Origin of the sequence: Mucilaginibacter sp. UR6-11, assembly GCF_020880695.1 — a bacterium.
In the GTDB taxonomy this organism is placed as follows: Bacteria; Bacteroidota; Bacteroidia; order Sphingobacteriales; family Sphingobacteriaceae; genus Mucilaginibacter.
Map to the genome: position 1 here is coordinate 1 of NZ_JAJIWO010000007.1, position 20052 is coordinate 20052.

13 protein-coding genes are annotated in these 20052 nt (G+C 40.5%); 4 read left to right on the plus strand and 9 right to left on the minus strand.

All coding sequences use genetic code 11. The annotated features are described in order from the left end of the window. The first annotated feature begins 321 nt into the window (after positions 1-321). Complete coding sequence (locus LJ658_RS20575) at positions 322-504, plus strand: hypothetical protein (RefSeq protein ID WP_370633086.1); 183 nt, start codon at positions 322-324, stop codon at positions 502-504. Positions 505-530: 26 nt separating this feature from the next. Here LJ658_RS20575 and LJ658_RS15605 read toward each other — a convergent pair whose 3' ends face one another. The 7 genes from LJ658_RS15605 to LJ658_RS15635 all read right to left on the minus strand — a co-directional run bounded on the left by LJ658_RS15605 (position 531) and on the right by LJ658_RS15635 (position 12621). Further along, positions 531-3380: a pitrilysin family protein gene (locus LJ658_RS15605; RefSeq protein WP_230547463.1), complete on the minus strand. Its 2850-nt coding sequence runs from the start codon at positions 3378-3380 to the stop codon at positions 531-533. Between the two features lie 273 nt (positions 3381-3653). Beyond that, on the minus strand, positions 3654-4787 hold the full coding sequence (locus LJ658_RS15610; RefSeq protein WP_230547464.1) for a TlpA disulfide reductase family protein: 1134 nt from the start codon (positions 4785-4787) through the stop codon (positions 3654-3656). Between the two features lie 24 nt (positions 4788-4811). Next, the gene (locus tag LJ658_RS15615) at positions 4812-5954 is read right to left on the minus strand and encodes a TlpA disulfide reductase family protein (RefSeq protein WP_230547465.1); all 1143 of its coding nucleotides are present in this window, start codon (positions 5952-5954) and stop codon (positions 4812-4814) included. 65 nt (positions 5955-6019) lie between these two features. Continuing rightward, positions 6020-7441 carry a RagB/SusD family nutrient uptake outer membrane protein gene (locus LJ658_RS15620; protein ID WP_230547466.1) on the minus strand — a complete coding sequence of 474 codons (1422 nt, stop codon included), beginning with the start codon at positions 7439-7441 and terminating at the stop codon, positions 6020-6022. Positions 7442-7450: 9 nt separating this feature from the next. Further along, positions 7451-10696, minus strand: coding sequence for a SusC/RagA family TonB-linked outer membrane protein (locus tag LJ658_RS15625; RefSeq protein WP_230547467.1), 3246 nt, complete (start codon positions 10694-10696; stop codon positions 7451-7453). Positions 10697-10895: 199 nt separating this feature from the next. Further along, positions 10896-11975 (minus strand): FecR family protein, encoded by a 1080-nt coding sequence (locus LJ658_RS15630; protein ID WP_230547468.1) that lies wholly within the window; start codon positions 11973-11975, stop codon positions 10896-10898. Positions 11976-12054: 79 nt separating this feature from the next. Further along, complete coding sequence (locus tag LJ658_RS15635; protein WP_230547469.1) at positions 12055-12621, minus strand: RNA polymerase sigma-70 factor; 567 nt, start codon at positions 12619-12621, stop codon at positions 12055-12057. 307 nt (positions 12622-12928) lie between these two features. Here LJ658_RS15635 and LJ658_RS15640 point away from each other — a divergent pair, with 307 nt between their 5' ends. The 3 genes from LJ658_RS15640 to LJ658_RS15645 all read left to right on the plus strand — a co-directional run bounded on the left by LJ658_RS15640 (position 12929) and on the right by LJ658_RS15645 (position 14649). Further along, on the plus strand, positions 12929-13534 hold the full coding sequence (locus LJ658_RS15640) for a hypothetical protein (RefSeq protein ID WP_230547470.1): 606 nt from the start codon (positions 12929-12931) through the stop codon (positions 13532-13534). A 118-nt stretch (positions 13535-13652) separates the two neighbouring features. After that, positions 13653-13811, plus strand: coding sequence for a hypothetical protein (locus LJ658_RS20580; RefSeq protein ID WP_370633087.1), 159 nt, complete (start codon positions 13653-13655; stop codon positions 13809-13811). 202 nt (positions 13812-14013) lie between these two features. Then, the gene (locus LJ658_RS15645) at positions 14014-14649 is read left to right on the plus strand and encodes a hypothetical protein (protein ID WP_230547471.1); all 636 of its coding nucleotides are present in this window, start codon (positions 14014-14016) and stop codon (positions 14647-14649) included. A 182-nt stretch (positions 14650-14831) separates the two neighbouring features. Here LJ658_RS15645 and LJ658_RS15650 read toward each other — a convergent pair whose 3' ends face one another. Next, positions 14832-17993: a PAS domain-containing protein gene (locus LJ658_RS15650; RefSeq protein WP_230547472.1), complete on the minus strand. Its 3162-nt coding sequence runs from the start codon at positions 17991-17993 to the stop codon at positions 14832-14834. Between the two features lie 894 nt (positions 17994-18887). Further along, entirely contained in the window at positions 18888-19985 is a 1098-nt protein-coding gene (locus LJ658_RS15655; protein ID WP_230547473.1) for a hypothetical protein, read from the minus strand. Positions 19986-20052: the final 67 nt, after the last annotated feature.

Below are 20052 nucleotides of genomic sequence, written 5' to 3' on the forward strand. Positions count from 1 at the left end.
TGTTGGGCAAGCTCCAATATGCCCATCTTGTTTTTGATGATCTTTGCTTGGGTTGTCATAATACTAATCTCTGTTACGTGTTTTAAATTATCGTAACTGTCAGATTAAATTGTGACTATCTCATATTAAAAGTATAGTCGCTATTCTTGACTGAAAAAAGATTGACCGAAGCCTGATCGGTTTCAGTCAGGTATTGCTTAATGATCATACTGCGGACACTTTGTCCGGGTTCGAAAGCGAAATAGCCAAATTTCCAGAGGTTATGGAATGTTTCAGATGACTGGCGCGTTCGATTTTATTTTACGTATTGCAACTCCGGATATGGACGCTTACCACGACTTTTATCGCTATAAACTAGCTATGTTACCAAATATAAAAACGGTTGAAAGTTTCTTGTGCTTTCACAAACTAAAAGCGATACCGCTTACCCGCTGTAACAAGATTAAACGTCAACAAATGGAGAAGTTATGCTTCCTTCCTTTGTTGACGTTCACTCATCGTTGATTTCGATAAGTTTTATTCTTACAGCGCTATTTTACGTTTCCGTCCGTATCCAACTCAACAATATGGTAGCCTAACTTTGACAGGCCCGGCATGATTGACTCCTTGTCACCAACTACCAGTATTACCATTTCCTTGGGGTCCAGGTATTTTTTTGCCAATCCATTGATATCTTCTTCTGTAGCCTGTGAAAGGATCTGGTTCTGTTCTGCGACAAATGACGGCTTTAAGTTATAGCGTTGCATCAGTGATAAAAAACCAGCCTTCTGACCATTAGTTTCATACTTAAGCGCATCACTTTGGCCTATGGATTTTTTTGTAAACTTTAACTCCGCCGGCGAAATACCATTTTTTGAATAATTACCGATCACTTTTATAAATTCGGCGACCGCACTATCGGTAGCAGCCGCACGGACCCCTGAGGCGGCGGTAAAACTGCCACCGTAGTTATTGGAAGCAAAACCAGAATTGGCGCCATAAGTCCATCCTTTTTCTTCACGCAAGTCGGTATTTAATCGACTGTTAAAACCACCGCCTAAAGTGTAATTTGCCAAGCCTAATTTATAATATGTACCGGTAGCATCATAATTAACTCCGGTAAGATAACCTACGCGTATCTCTGACTGTGCAGCGTGTGGTACATCAACAAGGTATAAGGTATTGTTATCAATTGGCTTGATCGAAGTAACAGGTTCTGATATACTAACTTCCTTGTTTTTCCAGTTATTTAAAAACGCCAATTTAGTTTTAGCCACTGCTTCTGAAACGTCGCCTACAACCACTACTGATACCAGGTTAGAACTGAAATAATTTGTATAAAGATCATTGACATCAGCCAGTGTGATAGCAGGGATTGTTTTTTCATTACCTCCAAGGCTATACGTACGTACATTGTCTTTTCCATATAAAATCTTTGAATATACGCTGCCTGCAATACTCGTTGGCTGTGTTTTAGCCGTTTGGAAACCTTGCATGATCTGCTTTTTCACTCGGTCCAAAGCCTCTTGTGTAAACTTAGGGTGATTGAGACGCTCTTGTAACAACGCTAAGGTAGCATCCAGATTTTTAGTCAAAGCCGACACACTAAAGATAATTTCATCGGTATTAGCATACACCTGTATATTGCTACCTAATTTTTGAAGCTTTGCACTAATCTCTTCAGCAGTATGCTGCTCGGTATCATCATTTAATAATTGCGCAGTAACACTGGCGAGGCCTGCTTTTGATGGGTCTTTTAATGAAATATAACCACCGCCTTTGATGGAGATCGTTAACGCTACAGTAGGGATCTCATTAGTAAAGGTCCCTATCATCTTTATACCGTTATCTGTTTTGTACGACCAGAAAGGTGGCACTTTTATTACCGGGTTATTTCCTGCAGGCGGGGCAATATTACGATCGAACTTATCTTTTGCAGGGTGATAGCTCAACCCGGCATAACCATAGTCCGGAGCCTTATAACCATTTTTATTAACAATATAATTATCAGGAGTTACAGGTTTTATGGTGCTGCCCTTAGGTAGAACGCTTAATATAACAGCCGATTTCCCTTTGATATATTGGTTATATACCCGCATCACGTCGGCCTTGGTAACTTTTCTTATGTCAGCAAGTTCCTTGCCGATCATATTTGGGTTACCTGTAAACGTTTGAGCTGCGGCCAAAGAACTCACCTTACCTGAAATACTTGCTAATGAATTGATTGCGCTTGCTTCTGATCCTGCTTTAAACCGCTCCAAATCCTCATCAGTAACTCCTCTTTTTTCAAATTCGGCAAATGATTCATCTACCACTTTCTTCATATCATCCAATGTTTGCCCGGGGAAAGGAATGGCAATAATATTGATTTCACCTGCTAACTCAGAATTAGATGACCCCATCCCCGCCTGTGCAGCTTTTTTACTTTTCACCAGGTTCTTGTACAAAATCGAGTTTTTGCCTTGTCCGATGATCATAGTTAATGCATCCAAAGCGGCCTGATCCGGGGCATAAATTTTCACACCCGGGTAGTCTATATATAGTAATGGTAACTTAGCATAATTATCCGTGTAGGAAATATAACGATCTGACGTTAATACAGGGGCGGGCAATATGGTAGGTTTAACTTCAGGACAACGTGGTATAGTACCAAAATATTTCTCCACCCAGGAAAGTGTTTGTTTAGTGTCTATATCACCGCCAATAGTTAGCGTTGCGTTATTGGGCCCATACCAACGTAAGAAAAAGCGCTTAAGGTCATTAACATCAACCGAATTTAGATCTTCGATATATCCAATAGTTAACCACGAATAAGGGTGTCCGTAAGGATATAAAGCTTTTGAAGCAGCTTCACTAACTAATCCATAAGGACGGTTGTCGTAATTTTGACCGCGCTCGTTCTTAACTGTTGAACGTTGGATCTCAAATTTCTTTTGTGTAACCGCATTCATTAAAAAACCCATCCTGTCAGATTCTAACCAAAGCATTTTTTGCAATTGATTACTCGGTACCGTTTCAAAGTAATTGGTACGATCCTGATTAGTTGAGCCGTTTAGATTCCCTCCTGCTTCAGTAATTGTTTTAAAATGGTCGCCACTTTTTACGTGATCTGATCCCTCAAACATCATATGTTCAAAAAAATGGGCGAAGCCTGACTTACCGATCTCTTCTCGTGCAGAACCAACATGGTAAGTTACGTCTACATGTACGATAGGATCTGAATGATCTTCTGTCATGATCAATGTCAAGCCATTTGACAGTATATATTTTTGATATGGGATAACAACCTCGTTACCTTTTTTTGTTACTGTCTGTACCAATTTAGCTTGTTGGCCCAATACAGGTTGTATGAATGTGGCGCAGCAAAACAGGCCCAGCAGTATAGTGACATTTTTCTTCATGATGATTATCAAAGTATTCGGTAAATATGAGCAATGCGGTTTTTATAAGCAACGTTTTAAAAGAAATCCATATTTTTTATGGGCTTTGGGCTTTAAAACTAATTTATTTTCGAAATAAGATGTCCAACACCAACATTAATAGCTTTTTATTCAGCATTCTCGTAAGCATTAAAAAGTCTGTTGCTCCCACAACAGACTTTTCTTATTTAATTAACTGTCTTCTCATAAACGATATGAAAAACTAAAAGAACGAGGGAGAGTATTTAACAGGTATTAATCAGGAAAAATTTGCGCCAGTTTTTTTGCCAGATCATCTCCTCTTAAATTGATGGCAACAATCTTTCCTTGCGGATCGATCAGGAAATTTTGTGGTATAGAACGTATATCATAAAGTTTAGCTACGTCATTACTCCAATACTTAAGATCAGAAACTTGTGTCCAGGTTAACCCATCAGCCTTAATTGCAGCAAGCCATGCAGCATGTGCATCAGGCCTGTCTAATGAAACGCCAAGCATTTCAAAACCTTTGGCTTTGTATTGTGCATATGCCTTTACATAATTGGGGTTTTCTGCCCGGCAAGGCCCGCACCAGGAGGCCCAAAAGTCAAGCAATACATATTTTCCGCGAAAATCGCTCAGTTTAATGGCCTTGCCAATGGTGTCATTTTGCGTAAACAACGGTGCCGAACTGCCAATCGTTGTTGATCGTGCGCTATTCATTCTGTTTAAAAGATCCTGTGCGGCTTTGGTATTTCGCACTTCAGCAGCAAGGTTTTTATACAAAGGCTCAACCAAGGTGACATCTACCTTTGATCCGGCCCATTCATTTAAAGCAATTACACTGGAAAAAGAATGCGGGTTTGCTTTGATATATGCCAATTGCTTGTTTTTATAAATTTCAACACCTTTTTGATACCGGGTCCTGTAATCTACTTCAACCGCAGGGCTTTTCTTAGCCATCATTGTTGTAATGCCTTCCTTATTCAATTCCATGATGTTGTTTAATGGCCCTGTCATAAAACTTCGGTAGCGGTTATAATCTTCATTATTTTTTGTGCCGGTTACAACCGCATATTTAAGTGAATCTTTGACGTTGATGTTTATTACACCTTTCTCCAGGAAAAAATTCAGTTGATCCGGCAAATGACCGTTTTGATAGCCTGCGGCTGCGTTGTGTCCCCATAGCCGGGCCATTACAGGGTACGGCGGTATGGAGCCTTTAAAGGTAAAAATACCGTTGACCATCCGTGCAGAATCAACAATAGGTTTCCCGTCAATTTCATATAATAACAGTGCCTTTTCTGATACCGGGGCGCTTTTATCTTTAAGTTTTACAACAAATTCAACGCTTTGTGCCCATCCCATAAATGGCAAGATCACTAAAGCTATTATGATTATATTTTTCATGATTATATTTTTCTAAATAGATATTTAATTTTGAGTTTTTAACACTTCATCAAGTTTCTGGATCAGGTCATCCCCACGAAGATTTTTGGCAATGATCACGCCATTGGGATCGATCAAAAAACTTTGAGGTATTGCGCTAACACCGTAGGCACGAGCCACCACATTTTGACGGCCCTTTAGATCACAGACCTCCACCCATGGGAATTTATTATCGGCGATAGAATTGATCCAAAGGTCTTTTTTATCATCAAGCGATACGCCAATGATGTCAAAATTCCTGTCTTTAAACTTATCGTATGCCTTATGCAGAAAGGGATACTCCGTACGGCAAGGGCCACACCAACTTGCCCAAAAATCTATCAGCACATATTTTCCTTTTAAAGAGGATAAGGAAATTGGTTTCCCGTCGACACCTGCTTGCGTAAATTCAATTGCGTGCTGACCAATCGCGAGTAGTTTTACCAATCTAAGGTCCTCTGCTATGACTTTACCCTCGGGGCTATTCCTGAATTTTGGTGACAACCCGTTCAGCATTTCGCCGAAGATTTCAGGCTCGGTAATAACTATTGCATTGTTTCTGACAATATCGAAAGAGACGTAGGAATTTGGGTGGGTTTTGATAAACTCGACATCAAGCTGAGCATATTGTTTATATAGTTCTTCTCTTTTTTTCTTTATCAGCTCAATGCTATCTTTATCTTTTACCGTAAAGATTTTAAAGTTGGTCGCATAAATCTGCGTTAACACCGGTTTTAAAGCTAGCTGTTCTTCTAACCAGTCATCCTCTGCCGGATTATGGATCACCGCTTCAGCCAGGCTATTTGCCTCTATTTTGGTTAGGCCAGCGGTAAGATAAAATTGCCTTGAATCAGTACCGTGTACAACATCACCAATTTTTGGTGGGGGCGGCGGAATCAACGACCCGAGATATAAAGAAACGCGGTAAGGGCGTGCTATCTTCCCCGTAAAATAAAACTTACCATCTTTTACCAAGGTTGAATCTCTAACATATTCGCCCTTTTTTATAGTATAAAAAAGAAAGATCTTCATGGGCTTTTTCAGCCCGGTGATATCCCCTTTGATGACATATTTTTGCTGTGCATTTGCTGTAGAAAACAAGCAAGCAATAGCTGATAGCAGTGTTACATTAAAAATGATCTTTTTCATCTGAAGTGTTTTAATAGAAAATCAAGAAAATAACGGGCAGATTTTGGAAGGCTGCCCGTTATCTATTAATTATACCCAGGGTTTTGTGTCAGACTGGAATTAAGCGTAATCTGTGAAGCCGGGATAGGATATAAAGTCGCGGTTGGTTTCCAGAATGTCGGTTTCAAGGCGCCGATAACCGCATTAACAGTTCCGGCTCGTTTCAAATCGAACCAACGATGCCCCCATTCGCAATTAAACTCAATTCTGCGCTCCTGGGCAATGGCTGCTAATAACGTTGTAGTGGTAGCCGCTGTTGTTGCCGTTAAGCCTGCCCTTTGCCTGATTGTGGTTATATCTGCTTGTGCGCCGGTAATATTATTTTGCTGCGCGCGTGCTTCAGCCCTGATCAGGTATTGCTCAGCGAGCCTTAGCATAGTGTAATACTCCGCGTTACCTCCAGATACTATACTTTTATACTTATAAGGATAGGTATAGGTAATACCATTATATAACAATGTATTTGTCCAATTAGCTTTACGTGTATCACCCGCTTCAAAGGCACTGATCAGTGAGGGCGTTAATACATAAGTAGGAATTCTGGATACAGCACCCGGTAATACGGTATTGGCGTACGCGGTATAGCCGTTGTTATCATTATATAATTGCCATATAGCCTCGGTATTTCCAGGCGTAAACACCTTGGTTAAATCAGTCTGTAAACTAAATAATGTAGTATTGCCAATCACCGCAGTTGCTTGGGCTTCGGCATTTACCCAATCGGAATTGTAGAGATAAACCCTGGCCAGCATAGCGGTAGCTATCCATTTATTGATCCTGGTACGGGTACCACCGGAAATAGAATAATCAGCCGGTAAGGTGCTTTGCGCAAATTTAAGATCGGCAATAATCTGGGTATAAATCTCAGCTGTTGGAGTCCTGCCCAATGTAGAATTTTTGTTGATATCAGTGGTTAATACTAAGGGTACATCACCGTACAAGTTGATCAAATAGAAATAGCAGAAAGCACGAATGAAACGAGCTTCGGCAACTGCCTGATTTTGAAACTTTACCGATATGTTTTTTGAGGCGGCCATTCCTTCAATGATCGCGTTAGCATTATAAATAGCGCTGTAATTATTACCCCAAATACTGCTGATACTACCCTCAGTGGATAATATGGAGTTATTAATAAAAGGGTCGAACGAATTGCCGACATACTGCAACTCGTCGGCGCTAAAACCCGGCAAGGTAGACATGGTAAGGCGGTAAGCACCACTTTGCGGGGCAAATACATTATACATCCCAGCCAATGCAGATTGCGTAGTAACAGAATCTGTAAACACACTAGTGGTAAGTAATTTAGAACCGGATGGCTCTATCGCTATCAGTTTTTTACAACTATTTAAAAAGCTTAATGCAAGCACTACGGTAAATAACATTAACAGCTTAAGAACGCCCCTGTTTACTTTAGGAAAGCGGTATATATTTTTTATATCTTTTTTCATGATCGAACGTTAAAAAGTAGTTTTAATTCCTGCTACCATCATTCTTAAGGTAGGTATAGTGCCCGCCAGTGTTTCGGGGTCAATACCTTTGTATTTGGTAATCGTCAACAAATTTTGTGCATGTACATAAACCTGAAAGGATGCCATCTTTAAATTCTTAGCCCAGACAGCGGGAAAATTATAAGCCAGCGATACATTTTTTAAACGGATAAACGAGGCGTCTTCAAAAACGGCATCCGATCCGACATAATAGCCATAAGCATTTGTAGCCGGTGTGCCGAACGCTGAAGAATATTTTAACGGAACATCTAACCTTGACTCCGGCAAGTTATAGTTCAGGCCGGGGTAAGAAGAAAAGTTAAGATCTCCGCGGGTAGCTTTTCTTTTTACAAACTGGAACAAGAAATCTAACTGTAGTCCTTTATAAGAAAATGTGTTGTCCAAACCACCATAAAATTTCGGGTCGGCATTACCAAGGATAATATAATCGCTTTTTCCTGTTGCCGAATAACCGCTGGTCAATACGCCGTCACCGTTAACATCCTGGGCTGTAGCGATCCCATTTACGACACCTGTGGAATGGTAACCCGTAACTAAGTTAAGCGACTGGCCAACTACGTAGGTATTAGCATAAGTGGAGGTCAAAATACCCGGGAATGAAAGCAATTTATTTTCTGGAAGCGTGAAGTTGAAAGATGTGTTCCAGGTAAATCCTTTGCTCTTTATGTTAACTGTGGACAACTCCAACTCTAAACCCGTGTTTTGCACCACAGCGCCATCAGGTAAGTTGGAGCTATAACTGCCAAAACCGGTTTGTAACGGTATAGCTGTATTGGCCAGTAAATGACTGGTACGATTACGGTAATAAGCTGCAGATAAAAATATTCGGTTATTGATAAAGCCCAGGTCAACAGCAACATCTAATTTGGTGGTCTGCTCCCATTGCAAATATGGATTAAGAATACCTGCCGGTGATAAACTGGATATTGGACCATAAGCTGTACTGGCCTGGTAGGTACTTAAATAAGCATAGTCCTGAAGCGTTTTATCATTACCTACCGAACCGTAACTTGCTTTTAATTTACCAAAACTTAGCCAGGGCGTCTTATTTTTCACCAAATCTTCCCGCGAGAAGATCCAGGCAGCAGCGGCACTGCCAAAGGTACCGAAAGGATGCTCTGAACCGAAACGCGAAGAGCCGTCGCGACGAATATTACCGCTGAAAAGGTATTTTCCGTCCCATTCATACTCCAAGCGGCCAAAGCCTGAATCGTATTTATAATCGGTATAGCCTGATGTTTTAATTAACAGCGTTAAGGCTGCTAAACTGTTAGCTAATTGTATATTGGTAAAACTGCCTAACAGGTAATAAGGCTGTACATATTGCGTTTCCTGCCAGGTACCGCCCACCAATGCTGTTAACTTGCCTTTGCCCCAGGTATGGGTATAATTTATTTGAGGCTCAACAATATAAGTTTTGATATAATTGTTGCCAAGCGTAGATGTTGGCGAAAAATTATTTAACGGATTATTAGCTGAGGCGGGCTGTATAGTGCTGCTATACACATTATCATAATTATAGCCGGCATTAACCTTTAAATCAAGCCCAGGTATAACCATATAATGTAAGCTGATATTGGATATCAGGTTGTTGGATTTAAGATTATAAATGGTGTTAAGGCCTGCCAGCGGGCTGCTAAAGCTGGTTCCGAAATACAAACTACCATCCTTATTATACAACGGGTAATTTGGTGGCAGGTTATAATTCCCAACATTCAACGAATAGCTGGGGAGCGAATTATTATCTATATTATAACTTACCGAAGTGGTTACGCCAAATTTATTATCGTGGCTGCGGTGTTGCGCGCTCAAGTGGAACTGTACCGCATCATCTGCTGTGTTAGTGGGCAATACAGAAGATTCATGGCGATAGTTACCGCCCAAAATGAACTGAGTAAACAGGTCGCCTCCTGATAAGGAAAAAGTAGCTTTGCTTTGATGCTGTTTATTACCAAGCAAAAGTTTAGGAAAGTTTGTATAAGCATGCTGGTCCCATAAAGTAAGTTCCGGTGCATTAACGGTAGTCGGGGTTACATTATCATTGGCGAAAGCCTGGCGCCTGACGGCCAGGTACTGGTCAGTATTTAATAATTTCACCAGGTTAGTCACCTCGCCATAACCACTGCTAACGTCAACAGATACTTTAGTATTTCCCGGTTTACCTTTTTTTGTCGTGATCAATACTACGCCATTAGCTCCCCTTGAGCCATAGATAGCGGTCGCGTCCGCGTCTTTTAACACATCAATACTTTCAATCTGGGTGGGATCAATCGTATTTAGCGGACTAAGCGCCACCAGTACCCCAAAGCCACCTACAGATTGCTCTACCGGCCCGCCGCCAAAAGGCACACCGTCAACAATATATAAAGGCGCTGCAAAGTTGTTGGTAGAACCCGCGAAGCTGTTTTGCCCTCTAACCAATATATTGAACTGGGCACCCGCGTAACCGGCCGTTTGCGTAATAAATGCACCAGGAACCCGGCCCTCCAAACCCAGAATAGGGTTAGATATCGGTTGCTGATCCAGTTCTTCACCTTTAACATGGCTTATGGCCCCGGTACTTAGCCGCTGAGTTGTAGTGCCATAGGCAATGACCATGACCTGGTCTAATTTGGAAATACTTGCTTCCAAAGTAATAATCCCCATATCAGGCTTAACATTCAATTCTTTAGTTAAATACCCAATAGAACTAATGACCACTACAGATTGCACACCCACATTTTGCAAATAAAAATTCCCGTTAACATCGGTGGTCGTTACTTTACCGTCGTCTTTTATACGAACTGTTGCGCCGACTATAGGCGAACCTTTTTCATCAACTACTTTGCCCATTACATTGATCGCTTTTATGGCGGCAATTAGTTTTTCTAATAAAGAAGGCTGTTTGGGTGATATGATTACAGAGCGATTATCGATCTTGTAATCATATTGCTGGTCTTTAAACAACTGTTTTAACACATCGGCTAATTCAGCATTCTTAACCCGGATAGTCACAGGTTTGATATTAGATAACATAGTAGTAGTGACAAGGAAATCATACCCTGTTTGCAGCCTTATATGGTTAAACACATCTACCAATGGCGCGTTTTTTTCAGACAAAGTAATTTTTTGGGCGAATGAAGTTGCACTGACCTGCAGGATAGCTATTAGGAGGATCAACGTCGTTAGCTTCATCGTCAATAGTATTTTACTCATACAGCCAGGAGGATGTATGAAAATTTTAGGATAAAATTTGTACATTTGTGTAGCATGGGTTATGCGTTGCGCCTTGTTGTTTTGCGATAGGGAGGCACATCGCGGTTTACTGATAGTTTAATTGATTATTAGGTCCAGGCATTTGCCATCGCGGGTACGAACCGGGATGGCTTTTTTTTGGACCGTATAGAACACCTTATTATTCCAGTACGGTTACCCTCCTTCCTTCTATTTTAAAATGAACGCCTTCTGTTTGTTGCAGCATGGTCAATACCTCACTGATATTTTTGTCGCGCGATATCGTCCCATAAAATCCTATAGTTGATATCGTTCCATCATATTGCACATCTATATCATACCAACGGGCCAGTTTGGGCATTATACTTTGGATGGTCTCATTTTTAAAGCGGAAATAGCCGTTCTTCCAGGCGATCGCTTCCTCTAGGTCGCCATTGCTTACCTTTAATACATTATTGCTTAACAAAGCCTGTTCCCCAGGAACCAATACCTGCCTATCATTTATTTTGATACTTCCCTCAAAAAGTGTTGTTTTGATAGCCGGGTCATACGCGTTAACATTGAAATGTGTACCAATGTCCTCCACGGTTTGTCTGTCGGTAACTACTTTAAACGGCAAGGCACTATTATGGATCACTTCGAAATAAGCCTCCCCTTTAAGTTCTACACGGCGTTCTTTTAAATTTGTAAATGACGCGGGATATTTTAATGATGAAGCGGAGTTTAGCCAAACTTTGGTACCATCGGGTAGCGTTACCTGGTATTGTCCTCCGTTTGGAGTATTAAGGCTATTAAAACCAGCGCTTGCAGAAGCGTTCGAGTAAGCCAACTGTCCGTCACCTGTCTTAGTAACCTGTTCAGTTAGCTTTCCATTTTTGGCGTTGGTCAATATGATATGCCTGCCGTTCGCTAAGATTAGCACTGCCTTATTAGAACCGGGTAAAATGTCAGGGCCATGATATTGTGCGGTAAATTGCCCGGGAACCGGCTTTAAATAAAAGTATACAGAAACAGATATTAACAACAAGATACTTGCGGCAGCCGCGATGCGCGGCCACAGTTTGACCACACGGGCAGGTCTTATTCCTTTTAGAAGATTAGCAAGACTTTCTTCTTTATCTGATAAAATTTGTTCATCAGCTATTTTACCGGCGTATGGCTCTTTTTTTAGATACCATGTCTCTATCAGCGCTTTTTCTTCCGATGTGGCTGAACCTGCGTGGTAACATTTTAATAGTTGCTCAAGATCTTTTTCCTGCATATAGTTTTAGGACATGTTTATCCTAATTATACTATAGACAATCAACAAAACGGTAGGGAGTAGATTATTAAAAAAAAAATTAAAGCAGCATATAAAAGTAAGCCCCTAATTTTAATCGAAGTATTTTTAAGGAGTTATTGACCTGCTTTCGTACAGTAAACGGACTGATGTTTAGTTGGTCCGCGATCTGGCGGTGACTCAAATACTGATTACGGCTTAATTCAAAAATCAGTCTCATTTGCGGCGGTAAAGCGGCTACTTCTTTCTCTACTAATGCGATAAGTTCTTTTTCACGCAACAGTTCGTCAGCGATGGGCTCATCATGTTTAAGAAATTGTTGAAATGACTCCACATAATCTAACTTTACCTTTTGATGTTTGTAGATATTAAAGATCCGGTTTCTTGTTGCCGTATATAAATAAGCGGCTAAACTGGTATTGAAAACAAGTTTTTCGCGATTGTTCCATACATAAGAGAACAAATCTTGCAACAAGTCCTTTATTTCTTCACGCTGGGGCAACCTTTTACCGGCATGACGATATAAAACGCCATAATAACGGTGATGAATTTCCGTAAAAGCACCGATATCTCCTTTTCTAAGCAGAATCAGCAATTCATTATCCGTTAGCGTGCTTTTATCAGTCAATTTTTTTAAATAAAAACGAATTTAACAAAAAATTTAAAGTAAAATTAAGATTATTTTAACCTATTGACTTGTTATTACATTATTACAGCGTAGATCTTAGACCTGAAAAAAGATTTTATTTATGCTAAAGAAGTTGGAGAGCTATCGGAGGTAAAAGATCCCCAAGAGATTTTTTATTATTTAAACAAAGAGCAGGATAATTTTTATGATGAAATTATTGGGAAGTATTTTGCGGAAGAGGGGCTTTTTAAAGGAGCCATTTACCAACCCTTTAGTTATGAAAAGGAGGTAGAATCAGATAGCCTAGATGAGTTCGGAAACCGTCAATATAATCAACAACGAAACTTATATGAATTTATGCGCCGATTGCTTGCTGGTTAAGCGTTTTGAATCTTCATTTAGTTCATTTTCCAAATCCATCGATAGATGTTTGGCGGTACATGAAATGGTTAAAACCTTTATTGATAAAACGGGTAAATTTATTTTAGATCGGAACTTTATTGATAGAATCAGGGATTTTGAGCTGGATGAAATTGAAGCAAAACTGGAAGAATACGCCACGGGTGATTTAAAAGGAAAGACGCCCAAAAATACAGAGGTATACGATATCGATAAATTTCAACGGCGGGAAGATTTCCTAAACGATATTGAATCGGATATACTTGTTTTTCACGCAACAGCCCGTAGATTAAAGGAGCTTAAATTGGTAGATAATGATACCAAACAAACTGAAATTATTAAACAGGTTAAATCACAACTGGAAAATGAGCCTGATCGTAAAATCATACTTTTTCAGAATATGTTGACACCATCAAGCATTTGGAGATGCAGTTACGTAAGGAATTTGGCAATACCTTACTTGTCTGCGATGGCAGGGTATCCAAAGAATATACTGTTCGGTATACATTCTTAAATTTTTTGACATAACATACTGATAATAATATCTTTATCTCATAAAAACAGAGCCCCAGCGGGATCACAGAAGGCGAACAGAATACCAGAGTTCGCATCCGGTTTTGAAGTAGGAGTCGCTGCCCTGTAATATCATCGTACAGGAAAAAAAGCCTGGTAAAATAGAAGTATCAGCTGTAAATCCGGTAGCATCCATGGAAGCAATCCTAAACAAAGATCTACACAAAATCGCATTTGAAGTGAAGGCTAAGTTGAAAAAAGTCATTGCGCAATTATGAGGTCAAATACGCCAAATATTTCAATTATAACGATGTGAGTAAAGGGGCAGTTAGCATGCTGATCTGTGCGTTAGATCAAATGCTTACCTGATCTCCCGCATTTTTTCCGGTAAGCGAAGTGTTTAATTTTGACGGGGATCAAATATATCCCGGGCAGTGTGCTATTCTGCAAACAAGCCCGGCCTTATAGCGTTGCATAGATATGAAAACAGCACTGGAACAATTGCCGCCGCAGATAACGGGGCGACAGACCGATTTTATCCATGAACATAAATATGACACGCTGGAAGCCGCTCACCAAGCGTTCCAGGCGGCGGCCGGAAGGATGCTTTCGGTGAATAATTGGCATGACTACGCCGGAGCAGGTTCCGCCAGATTTACGCTGTGCAATAACCAGGGCGAGGCACTGGCAGTAATGGCCGAAGAGGGCTTTTTTATCAGCATCGATGTGCCTGGGCCGGGACCGGACGCCGGCAGTGGTGTGGAATGGGTGCTGGTGGAAAAACTCGCCTCCGAAGGCGGCGCGCATACGGCCGAAGAATACGTGCTGATGACGGTGCGGCCGGTAGCAGACCCACGCAAGACAAATGCGGAGATCGCGCATTTTTATACCGATGAATCAACCAGCACGTTTATCGTGCGGCGTGACGGCATGGTGGCCAGCGCAGGCGCCCACGGGCGGAATGAAACACCCAATAACGAGGGTGTCGACCTGCATGACAAGATCCGCAACACCGCCGTTGCGCTGATGGCCAGGATTGGCTTATCCGGTGGTCAGTGGCAAAAACTGGTCAACGGTTTGATCGAATATCAGGAAACAAACATTAAAAGCTTCTAGAATCTATTGTGGGATCGCTGAAAATTCTTTGTTTACTTTGTTGATCCATCATCAGGCTGAAGATCATTTTTTTAGGTATTATGAGTTTAATTAAACTGTAAAAAACAGGGCGTAAGGGTGAGATTCACTTTAAGTAATGGTTGCCGCATACAAGTGCACCAACGGAAATTACTTTGTGTTTTCTATACTTCAAGTACAATTTTAAACTCACTGCCTGCATTTTGTGTGCTCTTCAAGCCTATCCGTCCGCCAAGTGCTTCTACCTGTGTTTTTACCATAAACAATCCCATTCCCTTTCCTTCAATATTATTATGGAAACGCTTATATAAGCCAAAAATATCTTTCCCATTTCTTTCCAGGTCAATACCGGTGCCGTTATCCCTGAAAATCAATTCAAGCTTATTATTTTCAAGTCGGCTCTCTATTTCGATCAGCGTGTTTGTGTCCACCCGACGGTATTTAATACTGTTTAAAATAAGATTGTAAAAAATACTGTATAAATATGGTTTTAACGTTAACACTTTATTGATAGCTTGAAATTCATACTTAATTTCAATAGGATAGTTATTAATTAAATTTTGAATACTGATCTTTATTTCTTCTACCAATTCAGACAAATCAACTATTTCTTTATACTTATTAACATCAGCTTTTACTTCTAAAATATCGTTTAGGTCCTGTACTACATTATCAAGTTTTATTACACATTTACTTATCCCACTGTTAAGCATTTCTTTTTCATCTATAGTTAGGTCTGGATCAGTTAATGCATTTGATGCACCAATTATATTGGCCAGCGGTGCGCGCAGGTTATGCGAAATAATGTAGGCAAATTGCTCAAGGTCGTTATTCCTTAACATCAAGTCATTTAGCATTTTGGTACGCTCTATTTCAGCCAGTTTGCTTTCCGTAACATCCTGTATTATTCCGTAAATACGGGTAAGAACGTTGTTTTTATCTGCTTCAAACCTGGCTTCGGCATAGCCATATCTTAAAACCCCATCCCGGCGGATGAATCTGAAATTGTTTGACCAATTTTCGAATGTCCGGATCGAGTTTTCCATTGATTCGATCATATATGCTAAGTCATCCGGGTGGATAAGCGATAAAAACAACTCCTTCGACGGCACAACTTCTCCCTTGGTTAGGCCATATATCCTATACATTTCATCCGACCAGACTTCGGAGTAATTTTTTGCGTCAATTTCAAAATTACCAATATGGGCGATAGCCTGTGCTTCTTTTAACCGCGATTCGCTATGCGCTAAATTATCTTCAGCTATTTTTGCTGCAGTAACGTCACGTGCTATACCATATATTCCAATCGGTTTTCCGTTCGTATCAAGTTCAAACCTGCTGGTGGATATGAGATGCTTTACAGTGCCGTCCTTTAAAACAATGCGGTGTTTTAATACCTGGTCGCTAAATGATTGGTTGGCTTTAATTGCATCCAAAACATAGTCTGTATCTTCAGGATGTATGTACGACAGCCAATTTTCATAAGTATGCTTATTTTCTTCAATCGGAAATCCGTATATTTTACAAGCCTCCTCTGACCAGGTGGCGATCCCAGTTGTAAAATCTAATATCCAATGACCCAGATTTGCTATTGATTGCGCGTCTTTTAATCTTTTTTCACTTTGTTTCAGTGTTGTCTCGGCAATTTTCCTTTCCGAGATATCGCGGCTAAAAGCGCAGTTAAATTCCGAATCTCCAAACTTTATGTAGTTGGCTCTGATTTCAACAGGTATTAAACGACCGTCTTTTGTACGCTGAACGGTCTCAAAAAAGATCGAACCTTTCCTGCGGAGCTCGGCAAAATGATCAGGCCATTTTTCGACATCATAATGAGGATCAATATCCGGCACAGAAAGTTCAAGCATTTCCTGCTGTGTATAGCCAAGCATTTCAGATGCAGCTTCATTTACTTTAACAATCCGGGCGTTAGGTGTCATCCAAAAAACAGCGTCCCCGGCACTGTCAATTGCAAACTGAGTTAGCAACAACGATTCTTCTGCGAGTTTTTTTTCCGTTACATCCCTGAAATTGTTTATGACACCATTTACATGCGGGTCATTCAGCAAATTGGTTAATGTGCCTTCAAACCAGTGCCAGGTGCCATCTTTATGCATTAAGCGGTATGCATTTACCGCTGTTGACATAGCCGGGTTAAGCAGCACCTGTTCCCATACTTTTGACACACCGGTTAAATCATCCGGATGTAACAACGATAACAGGTCAAAGCCTGTCACTTCTGCCTTTGTATATCCTAATACTTTTTCAACTGTAGGCGACACATAAAAAGGTCGCCCTTCGGTGGTCAGAATAATCACTGCATCAGCTCCATGTTCAACCAGGGCGCGATAACGATTTTCATTAATGATAACTAATTCTTCTGTTTCTTTATGCGCTTTTTCTATTTCAAACTTATCAAGCGCAAACGAGATGTCCCTGGTTACTTCTTCCAGCAGCTTAATTTCTTCATTATAGAAAAAATCATTCTCTTCTGCATACAGGTTGAAGGTGCCAATAATGTTCCCGGCTTTCCTGATGGGCAAGATCATACACGAGCAAACTTTTTGAGAAGCAGCTAATGCTTTCCAGTCTGCAAGCTCAGGCTTATTAACAATATTATTACAGATATAATTCAGCCCTGTTTGCAATACATAAGACTGCGGGCCATCAGCTTTTAACAGGACATTGTAAAATTGATCTAAAATTTCGGCAGGTATGCCCATTTGATTAATGCAGGATATTTTGGTTCCCTCCCTATCAAACAAACCTATCCAGGCTATCCTGAATTTGCCAAATTCAAACGCAATACGGCAGGCGTTTCTAAAAAGAGACTGCTCTTCTTTTTCATGTACGATATCCTGATTAACCTGGCTGATAAAAGAATAAAGCCGGGTAACTTTCTTTAAAGTTTCTTTAAACTCCTTACGGACAGTAATATCTACACTACACGCTATATATTGGTAGGGTTTTCCTTGCTCATTTAAAAATGGGACTATAGTTGTATCAATCCAATACCAAACGCCATCTTTAGCCCTGTTTTTAATTTCTCCACGCCATATTTTTCCGCCAGCAATAGTACTCCATAACGTTGCAAAAAAATCTTTGGAATGAAAACCGCCATTTAGCAGGCGATGGTCCTGCCCAATTAATTCTGTCAGGGTATATTTTGAAATTCTACAAAAATTATCATTGGCATAACTGATAACACCCTGTGCATCGGTTATAGCCACAATACAGGATTGCTCTAGTACATAACTCAGGTCGGCCGGCTCTTTAATCCTGGATCCTGACGCATTTTCAATCTCCTTTAGCTCACCCTTATTTATCATAATTAGTCTGATTTATCTCATTAGTTGATGGCAGGAGTTTTACAAGATTATAAAAATCGCGGTAAATAATCACAATAAAATCTTCGTTCAATAGTCGAAACTATTTTAATGCATTTCTCAGGTCATTAAACAAGTAAGCGTGTTAAATTGGTGTAAGCACATAGAAGGCTTCATTAAAAAACCAATTAATTGCACAATTGTTTTTCTGCACGGCACAGATTATCTTACGCTACAAGAAGTTTTTTAACGGATGGTTAATATACTTATAAATCCAGAGAGGCTTATGAGTCTCAATGATAAGATTTGCGAACTGGTAGCACCAGAAATATTTTGGAGAACGGTGAAGGTTAGTCCCCCGCGACTTTACGGAAGCATCACTAAACCATGAATATTTTATTACATAGTAGAAAATGCAAGCCCGATAGTCTTGTTCGTTGCCTTATTATTTAGTTTCCTTTTTTACTTTTTTATCAAGAATACAGCCTATGGCGATACTTATAACCGGGATGGCCACATACCCCAACCCGATCGACATGAAATAGGCTGCAAAAGTCGACTTCATGATGGGGATCAAGATGATGGTGTCCAGTACGATATTGAATCACAAACCATGATAATCCCACAATAATTCCATTTTTAATAAAATTCTGATCTACAAATTTAAAATACCGGAAAAAGAGATAACAACCGGATATTGTACCAACTATTAAGATCACCGACTTAAACGTTGCGTAAGGTACCATAAGTTCGCCGCCCGGTTTATAAAACAGGAAGGAAACCGCAAATGGAATTAGCCAGGACAAGAAGCCCAGCATAATATTTTTAATAATTAATTTCCTTGTCATGCTTTTTAAGGTTAAATTTTGATATTTGGCTAACTAACTCAAATTGCTGTTAGTAATAATTGATGAGGACGATATGCTCAAACTGCTCAAGTGCCCCATCTTCGGCAAACTCCACATCTCCGCCGTTAATTAATACTTTTTCTATGACATCATCAACTGCATCCCGGATATAAGCAAAATGGTCGTAAGGTTCTGTAGCTGCCTCAATTACATCAGACTCAGGGCCATGCTGCGCGGCAAACCGATAACTTTTTTCTACGATCAGCAGCTTACCTTTACCGTTATGGACATCATGCCATATCTGCCTGATCCCGGTAGAAAGGCGGTGTTGCCCGGCCGCGTCATCGAGGCGCTTCAGCAAATCTTGTTGTTTGCTTATTTTCCAGGCCGCTATATGGGGCTGGATCAATTCTGTCAACTCTACTGCTGTATAGCTTTCATAATTACCTTCTACGTAATCCATCACCTGGCCGGTATGTTTGCTTATTTTTTTAAACTGTCCAAGTATCCTTTCGGCCCCCAGTAACAGCACCGGCAAATGGCGTTCATTAATCAGATTACCCAGTTCTTCATCAATATGATGCAGAAATTTGTCAACGATGGTTTGATTATGTTCGGTCATATCCGAAAAGTTGCTCACCCGTTCCGGCGTATCGGTTACATAAGCATAAACGGATCCCGGGATATTGGATAGCAGCGGAGTCAGGCTGGTGTGATCACCCAGGTATACCTTGCTCTCCAGTGCACTAAGCACCAATAAAATAAATTTTACATCCTGTTTAGCGTTGTAAAGCAGATCCCGTACCTCAAAGGATTCGTCCACTATCAGCCTTTCTGTTACCGGGTAATCAAGATAGAGTACCTTTTCAAACAGCGGTGACACAAACAGCGCCATCCCTTTCTTTTTTACAGGAATATCCGTGCCGGCGATAAGGCTTTGGAGTTTTTTCATAACTACCTCACACTGCTCATCAGGATAATATTCGTGCAGCTCCCTTTCTGCTTTATCGGCGGTAATTTTAAGGGTATGAGCCATTTCTGTTTTTAAACTGATATGAGGCTCAAGCGGCAGGATGATGGATAATGCGGGGCGGTAATGAATGGCATCCATTACTTCGCGGATTTCCGGGTCAATTGCAGTATTCATTTCGATTCTTTTTTTTGATAAATTTAGCCGGATGCCGGGCCATCAGTAATGACGCTGATCATGATTG